Annotated in this window: 14 protein-coding genes and 1 pseudogene; 1 reads left to right on the top strand and 14 read right to left on the bottom strand. The window is 58.2% G+C overall.

The genetic code is table 11. From position 1 onward, the window contains the following. Nucleotides 1-254 precede the first annotated feature (254 nt). From E1297_RS50235 to E1297_RS08160, 13 genes and pseudogenes are all read right to left on the bottom strand, one after another. Nucleotides 255-1,595: pseudogene (locus E1297_RS50235) on the bottom strand (TRAP transporter large permease). A gap of 3 nt (nt 1,596-1,598) precedes the next feature. Further along, on the bottom strand, nt 1,599-2,108 hold the full coding sequence (locus E1297_RS08215; protein WP_155136397.1) for a TRAP transporter small permease: 510 nt from the start codon (nt 2,106-2,108) through the stop codon (nt 1,599-1,601). A gap of 63 nt (nt 2,109-2,171) precedes the next feature. Next, the gene (locus tag E1297_RS08210; RefSeq protein ID WP_155136394.1) at nt 2,172-3,242 is read right to left on the bottom strand and encodes a C4-dicarboxylate TRAP transporter substrate-binding protein; all 1,071 of its coding nucleotides are present in this window, start codon (nt 3,240-3,242) and stop codon (nt 2,172-2,174) included. Between the two features lie 130 nt (nt 3,243-3,372). Next, nucleotides 3,373-3,798, bottom strand: coding sequence for a PaaI family thioesterase (locus tag E1297_RS08205; RefSeq protein WP_155136390.1), 426 nt, complete (start codon nt 3,796-3,798; stop codon nt 3,373-3,375). Further along, complete coding sequence (locus E1297_RS08200; RefSeq protein WP_196223249.1) at nt 3,779-4,507, bottom strand: AMP-binding protein; 729 nt, start codon at nt 4,505-4,507, stop codon at nt 3,779-3,781. The genes E1297_RS08205 and E1297_RS08200 overlap by 20 nt, the downstream gene beginning before the upstream one ends. 39 nt (nt 4,508-4,546) lie before the next feature. Beyond that, nucleotides 4,547-6,661: a 3-hydroxyacyl-CoA dehydrogenase NAD-binding domain-containing protein gene (locus tag E1297_RS08195; RefSeq protein ID WP_155136385.1), complete on the bottom strand. Its 2,115-nt coding sequence runs from the start codon at nt 6,659-6,661 to the stop codon at nt 4,547-4,549. Beyond that, complete coding sequence (locus tag E1297_RS08190) at nt 6,658-7,065, bottom strand: tautomerase family protein (protein ID WP_155136383.1); 408 nt, start codon at nt 7,063-7,065, stop codon at nt 6,658-6,660. The genes E1297_RS08195 and E1297_RS08190 overlap by 4 nt, the downstream gene beginning before the upstream one ends. Nucleotides 7,066-7,068: 3 nt before the next feature. Then, nucleotides 7,069-7,407, bottom strand: coding sequence for a hypothetical protein (locus E1297_RS08185; protein ID WP_155136381.1), 339 nt, complete (start codon nt 7,405-7,407; stop codon nt 7,069-7,071). Beyond that, the gene (locus E1297_RS08180) at nt 7,404-7,964 is read right to left on the bottom strand and encodes a TetR/AcrR family transcriptional regulator (RefSeq protein WP_155136379.1); all 561 of its coding nucleotides are present in this window, start codon (nt 7,962-7,964) and stop codon (nt 7,404-7,406) included. Before E1297_RS08180 ends, E1297_RS08185 begins: the two co-directional genes overlap by 4 nt. 161 nt (nt 7,965-8,125) lie before the next feature. Continuing rightward, the gene (locus tag E1297_RS08175) at nt 8,126-8,560 is read right to left on the bottom strand and encodes a hypothetical protein (protein WP_155136374.1); all 435 of its coding nucleotides are present in this window, start codon (nt 8,558-8,560) and stop codon (nt 8,126-8,128) included. A gap of 292 nt (nt 8,561-8,852) precedes the next feature. Then, the gene (locus tag E1297_RS08170; RefSeq protein ID WP_196223248.1) at nt 8,853-9,266 is read right to left on the bottom strand and encodes a DoxX family membrane protein; all 414 of its coding nucleotides are present in this window, start codon (nt 9,264-9,266) and stop codon (nt 8,853-8,855) included. Between the two features lie 46 nt (nt 9,267-9,312). Continuing rightward, nucleotides 9,313-9,672, bottom strand: coding sequence for an MAPEG family protein (locus tag E1297_RS08165; RefSeq protein ID WP_155136370.1), 360 nt, complete (start codon nt 9,670-9,672; stop codon nt 9,313-9,315). Nucleotides 9,673-9,738: 66 nt separating this feature from the next. Then, nucleotides 9,739-10,509, bottom strand: coding sequence for an alpha/beta fold hydrolase (locus E1297_RS08160; protein ID WP_209015702.1), 771 nt, complete (start codon nt 10,507-10,509; stop codon nt 9,739-9,741). 114 nt (nt 10,510-10,623) lie between these two features. On the opposite strand from E1297_RS08160, the gene E1297_RS08155 reads away from it, so the two are divergent. After that, nucleotides 10,624-11,562 (top strand): AraC family transcriptional regulator, encoded by a 939-nt coding sequence (locus tag E1297_RS08155; protein ID WP_155136367.1) that lies wholly within the window; start codon nt 10,624-10,626, stop codon nt 11,560-11,562. Between the two features lie 209 nt (nt 11,563-11,771). Here E1297_RS08155 and E1297_RS49095 read toward each other — a convergent pair. Next, the coding region (locus tag E1297_RS49095; RefSeq protein ID WP_209015701.1) for a hypothetical protein at nt 11,772-12,297 on the bottom strand (526 nt) is incomplete at its 5' end.

The following is a 12,297-nucleotide window of genomic DNA, read 5'->3' as shown; positions in this document are numbered from 1 at the left end:
CGCCGCGGCCCGCATCGAAAAACCTTCACAAAGCTGCCATAGCACTAGGCAATCCGTACGGCCGTTTTTCACGCTTCACGACCGCAGCGAAGAAAATCTCCACCGGAAGTCAGATCTTTGCCGCAGGCGCAAAAGGAACGATGGAAGATTGCTAAAGCGGACCTTAGCACAATCGCTGTTCAATTTACTCGTCGTGATTATCCGTTTCCTGCGCCTGCTTTGTTGGCAAGATGTGCACCGCAGGTCACGAGGACTCAATTGATCGCTGCCGTCAGAGACAAGGAGATCGCAGGGAAGGCGACAATCAGTGCCAATATAAAGATATCGACACTCAAGAAGCGCCAAATACCGGAGAAGATCAGCCCGATCGGGGCTTGCTTGCCGACCACGTTTGACAACACGAACACGTTCAACCCAACCGGCGGCGTGATGAGGCTGATCTCTAAGAGTTTCACGACCACGACGCCGAACCAGATCAGATCGAACCCATAGGCTTCGATTAGTCGCACCATCAGAGGCAGGGTTAGAACCATGATCCCGATGGGGTCGAGGAACATGCCAAGAAGAAGATAGACGATGCAAATTGCGATCAGCAGAGTCGTACTAGAGAATTGAGCGGCCTCGACCCATGTCACAAGGTCGGTCGCAATGCCTGTCAAAGCTATGGCCCCAACGAAGATTTTGGCCCCTGCAGCCACCAAAAACAGGGCGCCTGTCTGCAACGCAGTTTCACGCACAGCGAACCAGATGTCAGCGAAACTCAGTTGTCGTTGGAGCAGCCCTACGGCGCAGGTGGTAACAACGCTGACCGCTGCGGCTGCGGTTGCAGTGAAAAAACCGCCGTAGATGCCAACGATGATGATCAGAAAGATCACCACCGCAGGCCAGGCGTTCTTTAGGGAGAAGAGCCTGTCGCGCCAGCTGGAGGCTTCGCCCCGCGCGGGCACCGCCGTGGGATCAGCTCAGGCCCAGATCAGCACGACGAGCACAAAACCCGCCAACGTTAGCAGGCCAGGCAGGATGCCAGCGATGAACAGTTTGTTGACGGAGGTTTCGGTGAAGATCGCATAAATGATGAATAGAATGCTCGGTGGGATGAGCGAGCCAAGCGTGCCGCCTGCTGCAACGCTGGCGGTGGCGAGCCTTGCGTCATAACCTGCGCGCAACATCTCGGGGGTGCATATTTTGCCCATGGTCGATGCACAGGCCAAGCTCGACCCGGTGATGGCGGAAAATCCTCCACAGCCCGCAATAGACGCGACGGCAACGCCGCCCCGGACCCGTGTCAGCCAGACCTTGGCCGCGTCGTATACCGCCGTCGTGATTCCGGCGCGGTACGCGATGTTCCCGAGGGCGATGAAGAGCGGGATCGTCGAAAGCTCAAACGAATGTACGAGATCAAACGAGTTTGAAAAGACCAGTGAAGAGGTTGGTCGGATGGCGCGGTCGGGCTCAAAACTGCCCGTGCGGAATGCGAAAATCACAAAGGTAGTGACGGTAGCGACGCCCGTCAAAGCAAAGGCGATCGGCACCCGGATGGCGAGCAAAAACAGTAATATGCCAAAGGCAACTAAACCGATTTGGGAGGGATCCATGACTTAGCCCTCCGCATCGACGCGGCTGGCATCGACAATGCCGCCAGAGGCAATCATCCAGACGTCACCGATCACCAAGGTCAGTAGCCTAATCCACCCCAGGGCAATCCCCAGCACGAAGGCCAGCCGACCGGGCCATTGAGCCAAGTTCAAATCGCCATAAAAGACGGTTTCGGTGTTCCAGTGATGCAAAAACTCGCGCGCGCCCGCAAACAAAATGGGTGCCAGCGCGAGAAGTCCAATAAGCGAGCCAAGCACAACGAAGTAGCTGACAAGGCGGGCTGGTAGACGGTTTGTGAAGACTTCGACGCTGATATGCGCGCGGTTCGCGGTTCCGGCAGCCAGCGGCATGACAATGGCAATGACCATAAGCTCTCGCACCAGAATGATCGTATCGGGCACAGCGCGGTTGAAGAGGTTGAGCGCCATCACATCGGCAAAAATCAACAGCCCCAGAATGATGATCGCAGCGGTCGCGACATCGACGCATATCTGCTCTAAGCGGCGTAGCATTTGGTCCTCCTCCCAGTGGTGCGATGCGGGCGCGGATCTGTGCTAACGCGCCCGCAAACCTGTTCAGTTGGTCGCCCGATCCCAGGGGTATCCCTGTGCTTCAAACTCGGCGGTGTATTCTTCCACGGCCGCCTCAAAGCTTGCCATCAACGCAACGGGGTCGAGACCCACGCTGGCGGCGTTGTCCTTCCATTCCTCGATGAAGGGTCCGGCAGCAGCGTTGAGCTTGGCCGTGTCTTCGGCGCTGAGATCGATCACTTCGATAGGGTGCTCGCCTGCGCCAGATCGCATGCCAGCCAGAACTTTAGCATTAAAGCCGGTCACGATGCGCCCATAGACGTCGGCCATCTCGGCCCCGGCCTGTACAAGGATATCCCGCTCGCTCTGACTTAGGTCATCGAAAAACTGCTTGTTCATGAAGAAGCCGACACCGCCGACCTGACCCCAGTTCAGGACGGTGTAATTGTCCATCACCTCATTCCACTTCAGCGCTGGAACTACGTAGGTGTAGCCCTGGGTACAGTCGATCAGGCCCGTATCCAGCGCCTGATAGGCCTCGAACACGGACAGGTTCACCCGTGTGGCGCCCAGCTCCCCAAACACCTTGCCATACACGCCAGTTCCCCGGATTTTCTTGCCCGCAATGTCGTCCACACTCCGGATCGGATCGCCCGAGCACCCGACATTCACAGCAGAGCCCGTGAATGTACCGATGTAGACCAGATTGCTCTTGGCAAGATGTTCGGCGATCTGCGGATCGCTGCGCATAAACTTGTCAGCGGCTTTCAATGCAACCCAAGCGTTCGACCCGCTGATTGGCAGATTGGCTAGAGAATACGCTGCCATCTCTTTCTGAAAGTAGGCAGCAATCACGGTGCCCGCTTCGGCCACGCCATCGCCAATGCCCTGCACCGCAGCCGTTGCTTTGAATAATGCGCTGCCCCATTGCAGCTCGATCCGGATGTCGCCCGCGCTCAGTTCCGCGACACGGTCCTTATACCAGTTCAGGGTGGTCGGGATGGTGCCTTTAGCTGAGGCATTGTGACTGTAATAGATTACCGTCTCTGCAGCAGCAGGTAGAGCCAGCGATGCGGCAACGGCCAATCCGGCCGCCAGGTTTCTGAATTTCAACATGTTTCTCCTCCTAGGTGTTGGCTGTGCCACTCCGCCTTCGTTGTCATCGGGCAAAGAAGCAGGGTTCGGACAGCGTGTATGCGCGTCCGTGATGGGTCTTTCAGGTGTGGTTCGACGTGGATTTAGTGGGTCATGCAGTGCCTCGCATGGCGTTGGTCGGCAGGCGCTTGAAGACACCAGTTGACATCGCGACCAGCTCATCGCGGCCGTCAAAAACCTTGCCAGTGACAAAGCTGATCGAGTTGCCGCCCCCGACACGCGTGCCAATGGCGCGCAGCGGGCCGTGGCGCGCGGCGGCTGGATAATCAATGTTCAGAGACAGCGTCATACAAGGATGACTTGCGTCGCCGTCGGCGGCGAGGCTTGCAGTGAAACCACTCGCGGTATCCAGCAGTGTCGCCAGTACGCCGCCATGCACAACGCCGTGCCGGTTAAGCAGGGTGTCGCTCAGGGGCAGAGTGCAGCTGCAAGTGCCGGTCTCGGGCTCAATCTCTACTTGGCCACCCAGACCGGTCAGCAAAGGGAGCAATTGCCCGTTATAAAGAAACGCTGTCATGATTTACGCTGCCTTGAGCGCAATGAACCGGGCGAGGTGATAGTCTAGGCGCACCAAACTCCAGAGCGTCCGCGCGGGCGGTTTTCAACAGATCCCAAAAGCGATCCGCGCCGATTTGTTTCGCATCGTCCGACATCGGGGGCTGCGCATCGGTTGTCAACCAAACTCCATCATTGGCCGCGTAGCTTTGTTCGGCACAGACCAGAATATGACGCAGGCTCGGCAAGTCGCGGCTTGCTGCGCTTGCTTTTTCCCAAATGTCAGACTGGCTACTCCGATCCGTCGTGACCAGAACGCGAACGGAAGCCGCGCGCATCAATTCAGCCATTTGCATAGCTTCTATCATCGGATTGATAGCAAGCACCCGCCCCGCCGCGCTGCCGCCCCAGATAGTCAGATGCGCCTCGGGCAGGTTAGGCAGGACATAGGCCACGACATCGTCGCGCCCGACGCCAATTTGGCGCAGAGCATTCGCGGTGCGGGTGACATGGTCAAAGAAGGTTTCGTGATCCCATTGGAATGGTGTGTCAAAAGCTTCTGCCTCGGCAAAGAAACTGAGGGCAGGCGCATGTGGCACCGCTTGAGCGGCCTGCGCCAACGCTGCATAACTTGTTGCCGGAAGATCGCGCGCATCAAGCGGCGTTCGCTCGAAAGCAACAATGTCAGACAATGAAGACAAGCCCATTGGGGCCGATCCCTTGCTGTCCATGTTTTCTCCTCCCCCCATTCGAGCGCCCGTCGCGCCCGATCAGATCGAATTTAAGCTCTCAAAGCCCTCACCGGTGGCGACCAAGCGTTCCAACAGTTGAGCTGGCTGCCAAAGATGCGCGTCTTCTTCTTGAAAGCGCTTTATATCGTTGAGTATTTTCGACAGCCCGACAGTGTCTGCAAAATGCATCGGCCCGCCGCGCCAGCGCGGAAACCCATAGCCGTTCAGCAAGGTCACATCGACATCCAGCGGGCGCAGAGCAATGCCTTCTTCGATGACGCGGGCCGCCTCGTTGGCCATCGCGGCCATGTAACGGTCTACGATCTCTTGCGCGCTCATGTCGCGTGCCGTTCTGCCCTTGCGTGCGCGCTCCTGCGCGACGATTTCCTCGACTTCCGGGTCGGGGCAGCCTGACTTGGCGCCTTCTTCGTAAATGTAGAACCCGCGACCGGTCTTGCGGCCGAACCTTCCCATCTCGCAAAGGACGTCGGCGAACGCCGCATAGGTCTCAGCAGGATCACGCGCTGGCGCCAGCCGCTTTCGATTGGCCCAGCCAATATCAAGCCCAGCCAGATCACTGACTGCAAAAGGGCCCATTGCGAGTCCAAAACGTTTCAGTGCCTGATCCACGTCATAGGGGCTGGCTCCGTGCAAGACCGCGCCGTTGATCGCTTTCTGATAATGCGACAATATCCGGTTGCCGATAAAGCCATCACAGACCCCGGCCCGTACGGCGATCTTTTTCATCCGCTTTGCCAGCGCAAAGCCGGTCGCAACCGCATCTGCCGAGGTCGTATCTCCCACGACCACCTCAAGCAACCGCATCACATGGGCCGGCGAAAAGAAGTGCAAGCCCAACACATCGCTTGGACGGTTGGTGGTGCGCGCTATCTCGTTGATATCCAAGTAAGACGTGTTCGACGCCAAGATCGCGCCTGGCTTGCAGATCGCGTCGAGTTGAGAGAAAATTTCACGCTTCACGTCCATGCTCTCGAACGCCGCTTCGATGACGAGATCGGCATCTGCCAGCCCGGCATACTCCACATCAGAGCCAAACCGATGCTCCAGGATCTCATCAAGCTGCTGAGGGCTTAGTTTCCAGCGCTTCACGGCCCCATCCAACACACGGGCCACAGCCACCTCTGCACGATGGGCCGCGTCTTCTGATACCTCGATCAACCGAACACCAAGCCCGGCCATCAAAGCGCTTGCAGCAATGCCAACACCCATCGTGCCGCCGCCTATCACCCCGATCTGATCAAGACCACGGGGCGCGACCCCGGTGATCATCGGCACCTTGCCCACTTCGCGCTCGGCAAGGAATGCGTAGCGCAGAGCTCTGTGCTGATCTGATGACTTCAGTTGACCAAACAGGGCGCGCTCTTGTGCTAGTCCCGCTTCAAATGACCCGTGCATTGCGGCGTCCAAAGCGTCGAGACATGCCAACGGCGCAGTGGAGCCCTTGGCGCGGGTGGCAACGCTTGACTTCAAGACCTCCCACCGGGTTTTCTCCAGAACCTCGCAGGTCATTTCCCGGGTCGGCCGAACTGACGTGCCTGTCACAATGAGGTCCTGTGCGAAGGAGATCGCGGCTTGCTTAAGACGACCTGGCTCTACGATGAGATCGATCAGCCCCAACTCTTTTGCGTCCTTGGCCAAAACCGGATCTCCCCCGGTCATCACCTGGGCGGCGGCTTCAACGCCAATCAGGCGCGGCAGTCGCTGTGTGCCGCCCGCACCCGGCAAAAGACCCAAATTTACCTCGGGCAAACCCATTTTGGCGGTACGTTCGGCGATCCGATAGTGCGCGCCCAGGGCCAGCTCAAGCCCGCCGCCTAAGGCTGTGCCGTGGATCGCCGCGATCACTGGAACCGCACACGCCTCGATGGCATCGACCACCTGCGGCAAATGCGGGGATTTCGGTGCCGCAGTGAATTCGCGGATATCTGCGCCTGCGGAAAAGGTCCGCCCCTGGCACAGGATCACGACAGCATGCACCCCTGGCTCAGACTGAACTCTTGCAAAGGAGTCGATCAGTTCAAGCCGCACGGCGTGAGACAAGGCGTTGACGGGCGGGTTGGCAATGACAACGACCATGACACCCGAGGTCACGTCACAACTTACAACCGCATCATCATGGTCCAGAAATGTCATGACGCCGTCTCGCGTGCGGCCTTGGCTTGCGCATGTGCTGCCAGCCACTCGGCTTCTTCGCCAGGTTCGGGAAAGATATCACCACCTTCCATGACCCAAGAGGCAGGTGTTTCCACGATGCTTATCGCTAGGTTCGACCCGGTGACGGTGGCTCTATGGGCAAAGGAGGCAATAACGCCTTGCCTCAGCTCAGCCTTTTGCGCGTCGGTCCGGCCGCTGCGGATGCTTGCGAGCATCGCCACGGACCCCATATCCACCGACTCTATTGGCAGAAAGAATACATGTACAAATTCCCGAGGCGCGCCTGTAACGGCGCAGTGGATGTCGGTGATGTCACCAGCAATCTCCCGCATGGCGTCGTTGCCAATAGTCTCGTGTGCGCTGCGAATAAGGTAAATTGGCATTGCTCAGCTTCTCCCATCCGCGTTGGGGTCGGAAACCACTGCAACCAATTCGTCATCTTTGCACCCGGTCGTCGTGATCCAGAGCCGGGACAACTCATGCAAAAGAGCCACCCGCTCGGACTGCGGCACAGGTTTTGGCGCTCGAAATGAGACAACGGACGCGGTGCTCGGATGGCCGGCAGTAAATCCGTTTCCCGTCGGCACGACAGTCCACGAAATCTCGGCTTTTGCGCCGAAAGCGCGGGCGGCAAAGTCAGACAGACCCGCGTAAAGTGCGTCTTGTACTGCTGGCATTATCTGCCCCGATTGTACCAGACAGGTGCACATCACATGAGCGGTCATGATCCGCTCCGTTCCAGGACGGATTTGCAAATCCGCCGCATGTCGGCCTGAAAATCGTCCTTGGAGGTGGCCATCATCAGCAGCCCCCGTGCCGCAACAATCAAGGTAAAGGCCACTTCCAACCCTTCATCTCGTGACGCCGCATAGCCGTGTCTAAAAAGAAACGCGCCAAGCCGCGACCGGTAGCGAATTGTCCAGTCTTCCTCCGAGGCGAAGCTGATCTTCAGCACGTGTTCCAGTGTTTCAGCCCCAAAGGGCGTGTTGATCAGATCAATCGAATCCGCGTTTGCCAGCTCGAACACCCGTTCAAGCGTTTCCATCGGCGGCGCATCTTCTTCCATGGCGGCAAAGACCCGGCCGTACATATTGGACAGGCTCGCCTCTGCACACCACACATAGCAGGCCTCTTTTGAGCCGAACTTTTTGTAGATCGACTGACGGGACAGGCTCACCGCACTGGCGATGTCTTCCATTGAGGTTTTGCGAAATCCGTTCTGCGCAAAGACAGCAAGTATCTCGCGAGGATTGACGTTTGTGATGGCTTGAAAGTCGATCATGACAGGCCTTGAGTAATCTTGGATCCGTTGGATGGCTTGTGACAGCCGTTACATATTTTATCTTTTTGACACACAAATATTTACATCAAAAGTAAGTTTTGTAAACTTTTGTTTGTCCAGAACCGTACATCTGTCATCCAATCTTGAAAAGTCACTCACTTTCAATGCCCTGCGGAGAGACGGTACACGTTAGGGGTGTCCTGGTTCAGTTCGATCAAAGTCATGACCATGTAGGCCGTCGCAATTGGGGCCAGCAGAAAGGGAATCAGCGTCAGCGGCAAAAGATCGGTCGCGTGCACCTCACCTTTTGCGAAGACTTGAACCGAGGTCTCAAAACTCAACACAGCAGTCCCATAGGCCCATGCAAAGCCCGCCATGCCAAACAGGATTGTCCAAGAGGCCACCCGGCGCGACATCTGCCCAGTTTTCCGAAGCTGAACCAGCAATCCGCACGCCAACAGACCGGCAATCGCGTCGCCTACTCCAACCCAGTAGGCAAACGTCGTACCGACATTCTTGCGAGAGCGCTCAAGCAGAGAGAGTCCAACGACTATCCTAAAGGCCCGAACCCCAATGAGCCAACGGGTCCCGATCACCGCCGGCACGATTTAGCGTGGGAAGACCAAAACCAGCGCAGGCGGAGCAGCAAAGCAAGTCAGTATCACGGCAGACATCGCCCAGAGGCTGGTAAAGAAGAGCTGGCCGTATCCCACAAACCATCTGATGATACCCCCAAAGACAAAGAGGCCGACCGTCATGTCGATGGTACGGCGCAAGCCGCATCATCTAGGTCGTGCGTTGCGAACATATAGAACGGTCCGCTTGCCAGCGCCGACAAAAGCAGCGCTGACGTGACAGAAGACACATCGACCATCGCAAGTGTCACCTTCAGGTGCTTGTTCTCTGCGCAACCCCGACTTGGGTGATCAGCAGGGCTGCACCGATCAGCGCGATGCCTTTAAGGAAATGCGCCTGTTGCAAGGCCCAGATGAAGGGGTCGGTTTCAGTAGCCAGTTGGTGTCCGTGCACAACCAGCGTGACGGGGAGGAGGAACAGCACCAGCAGCCAACCTCCCAGACGCGCTTGCCAGTTAAACAGGATCATCGCAGCGCCAATGAACTCAATCACGCCAGAGAGGTAAATCCACAGCAGCGGAAAAGGCACCGGGTCGGGCATAAGTGACAGATAGTATGGCACGTTGGTGAAGTGGGTGAGACCAGATAACAAAAAGAGCGAGGTAAAGAGCAACCGCGCTGCAAGGGTCAGGCCCCGGTTCACAGGAAGAAGGCCATCAAAAAGCATGGGTGTGTCCTTTTGCGAGGAGATTTTTTTAGAGGGCATGACCGGGTTAGCCGAGCGTCATCGCCATCATCACAAGACCAATCAGGCTGATAACCCAGACCACCGTTCGCAGGTAAGGCACGCCAGTCAGATAGAGCACGACATGGGCGACACGGGCGATCACAAAGATCGCGGCTCCGGTCGCAGCGCCTTCCACCTTCAAAGTCAGCAGCGCCAAGGGAAGGAAGAGGATCATCGCCTCGCCGACATTGACCAGCGCGCGTTCTGCGCGGCGAACCAGCATCGTCGGCTCCGGCATCTCGTCTCGTGCGCGCATGGACGAAGGATCGCCGCGATACCGGAACGTCACGGGTAGGAGGGTTTGGATGAAGTAAAGAACAAGGGCGGACAGTATCCAGAATGTCATGGGAACCTCGATTGCTTGGTGGTCAGGGGTGCCCCAAGCCGCCAAGCGGCCTGGGGACGTTTTCGTTCAGTCTGCGTCGACCGCTTCAACGGCCTGCAGGATCACCTCGGCGACGGCTTCGGGGTCGGCCAGCATGGCGACATGGCTGGTCGCAACTTTGGTCACCTCCGCACCCATACGCTGAGCAAAATAGCCCTGCAGCCGCGGCGGAATGATCTGGTCATTTTCCGTCAGCACGTAGTAGGTCGGATGCATCGACCAGCCAGCGACCGTGGGTGCCTCATAGTTGATCTTGTATTGGATCGGGCCCTGTGTTGCGGCGATCAAAGCAGCCTCTTGCGCGGGCAGATCGGGGGCAAAGAAGGTTGCGATGCCATTTTCGCTCAGACGCACGTAGCCGCCTGCATCAGGCTTGGCCTCGGCCTGCCAGGCGGCGGGGGGCTGACCTTCGAGCAGATCCGTGAGCGCCTGTCCCTTGTCCAGGGCAAAGCCTGCAACATAGACCAGCGCTTCGACAGCGTCACTGCCGCCGGCCTCAGTAATCACATTGCCGCCATAGGAATGGCCGACCAACACGACCGGATTGGCCTGCATGTCCACCAGACGCGATACCACAGCAGCGTCCGCTGCAAGCGAAGAAAGCGGGAGTTGCGCCGCACTGACCGATACACCTGCGTTCTGCAGGATCGGGATGACCTTGTGCCAGGCGGAGCCGTCGGAAAAGGCCCCGTGCACCAACACAACAGAGACATCGGATGGATCGGCTTGGGCCGAGATAGGCAGCGCGGCGGCGGCTGTGATGAGGCCAGCGGTTAGAAAACTCATGGAATTGGACATTTCATTCCTCTTGCTTAAGAGTGTGACACTGTGGGTGCGCAACCATTCGCGGCTCTTGTGAGCGCAAGCTGCGCGGCGTGCCACAAAACCTAAGAGGCCAGGACAGGGCTGCCGATGATGCGGACACCGGAAGAATTAGCAGAAACACCGGACTTCAAGGCCGACGCCTTCTCAGAAGTTTTGGAGATCATCCATGTCCGCGGCGAATCCGCCCGTGTGATCGCGCCGGAGAGGCCCTATGCGATGGACGTCGCGGCAGGCAATCCGTGCGTCTATGTTGTCGAGCAAGGGGAACTCCACGTTCAGATCGGTGCCGCAGATCCGGTGCACCTGCAGGAGGGTGAGGTGGCGTTGCTGTTGCAGGGCGTGGCACACACCGCGGCGTTTTCCGATCCCCGCCGGAACATACCCAAGGCCCGGTTGATTGATACCGTGTCTGGCGAACGCGTCACACCGGCGATTAAATGTTTCTGGGGCCGTTTCTCTGTTGACGGAGCGCTGGCCGCCAAGATCCTCGATCCATTGCCGCCTATCATAGTGTTGGCGGATCTTGACGAAAATCCGATCGAGTGGATCGATATGCTTTGCAAATTGGTGTTGGTGGAATTGGGAGCGGAGCGTCCCGGCGCCAGCGCCATGGTCTCGCGCCTTTTGGACCTTCTGCTGGTGCAGGTGCTACGCCGCTGGGCGCAATCGGGCCACACGCTCCCTGGCTGGCTGGCTGCTGCCAAAGATGACCGGGTGGCAAGGGCCGTGGCCGCCATCCACGCCGATCCCTCGCGAACGCTGACCAATGCCGAACTTGCAGACATTGCCGGCATGTCCGTCTCGAGCTTTGCGGAGCGTTTCAAGAAGGTCATGGGCCAGCAGCCTGGCGCGTATCTCAGGACCTGGCGCCTCGACAAGGCGGCTGAGGCCCTGCTGCATTCCAGCGCGCCCATTGACGCGATCGCTCAGCGTGTCGGCTACGCATCCAAAGAAGCCTTCACGCGTGCATTCCAGGCCAAGTTCGATTTATCTCCATCCGCCTGGCGCACATCAAGGAATGGATAAACAGCCAAATTTGTTCAGGTGAATGTTCCAGAAACTCAAAGGATCACGCACGTAACATGTTCACGGTCCAAACTCACCGTCCATGATCGCAATGTGGAACATTTGGCACCTTTAAAGCACGTCCGCTCCAACTCTGGTCCCGTTCGATGTGTCATAGAAGCCTGCAAAGCGCATCTTTGGCCCAGAAAGTCGAAGTTATGAACTGTTTTTCAATGCGTGGTTATAAGCGGTTCCAGATTTTGCGCCTGTCCGGCATCGCCAAGGGCTGTCTCGAACCGCGCCGCCGCGTCGGTGGCTTCGGTCAGCGCATCGGCGCCATCGTCATCGCTGCCCCGCACCGCATCGCGCAGCGCCTGCCAGCTGGCGAGTGGCGCACGCGCACCTTCTGCCAAATCCCGCGCTGCACCGCGATACGTGTTGGCTGTCGCCGGTGCAGAATTGGCCACCTCGGTGAGCCCGAGATCGGGGGCTGTGAGCGGGTTCTCTTCGAAGGCCCGGTCGAACGCCGTCTGTGCGGCAGTCGTCGCGGCAGTCGCAGCACCCTCGAAGCGGTTCTCAATCTGGCCCAGCTCAAGATCCGGGATAATCGAGATCCGTCGTTCGGACCCGAGCGCTTCCAGCCGCTGATTGATGCCGCCGATGAAGCCGTTGATGCGCGAGACCACGCCGTTCAGCATCGCTTCGACACCGTCGATTAGGCTGTTCGCCGCCTGAAACGCGAGATCGCCGATGGCG

The organism is Roseibium sp. RKSG952, assembly GCF_009711355.1.
Note: the sequence above shows the minus strand (reverse complement) of the source record. Positions and strands in the feature narration are given on the sequence as shown.

Bases quoted from the DNA above. Each gene is read 5' to 3' on its own strand.
- E1297_RS08190 (WP_155136383.1), bottom strand. From the start codon at position 7,065: ATGCCAATTTACCTTATTCGCAGCGCACACGAGACTATTGGCAACGAC.
- E1297_RS08170 (WP_196223248.1), bottom strand. From the start codon at position 9,266: ATGCTTTTTGATGGCCTTCTTCCTGTGAACCGGGGCCTGACCCTTGCA.
- E1297_RS08185 (WP_155136381.1), bottom strand. From the start codon at position 7,407: ATGACCGCTCATGTGATGTGCACCTGTCTGGTACAATCGGGGCAGATA.
- E1297_RS08195 (WP_155136385.1), bottom strand. From the start codon at position 6,661: ATGACATTTCTGGACCATGATGATGCGGTTGTAAGTTGTGACGTGACC.
- E1297_RS08160 (WP_209015702.1), bottom strand. From the start codon at position 10,509: ATGTCCAATTCCATGAGTTTTCTAACCGCTGGCCTCATCACAGCCGCC.
- E1297_RS08200 (WP_196223249.1), bottom strand. From the start codon at position 4,507: ATGGACAGCAAGGGATCGGCCCCAATGGGCTTGTCTTCATTGTCTGAC.
- E1297_RS08215 (WP_155136397.1), bottom strand. From the start codon at position 2,108: ATGCTACGCCGCTTAGAGCAGATATGCGTCGATGTCGCGACCGCTGCG.
- E1297_RS08165 (WP_155136370.1), bottom strand. From the start codon at position 9,672: ATGACATTCTGGATACTGTCCGCCCTTGTTCTTTACTTCATCCAAACC.
- E1297_RS08205 (WP_155136390.1), bottom strand. From the start codon at position 3,798: ATGACAGCGTTTCTTTATAACGGGCAATTGCTCCCTTTGCTGACCGGT.
- E1297_RS08210 (WP_155136394.1), bottom strand. From the start codon at position 3,242: ATGTTGAAATTCAGAAACCTGGCGGCCGGATTGGCCGTTGCCGCATCG.
- E1297_RS08155 (WP_155136367.1), top strand. From the start codon at position 10,624: ATGATGCGGACACCGGAAGAATTAGCAGAAACACCGGACTTCAAGGCC.
- E1297_RS08180 (WP_155136379.1), bottom strand. From the start codon at position 7,964: ATGATCGACTTTCAAGCCATCACAAACGTCAATCCTCGCGAGATACTT.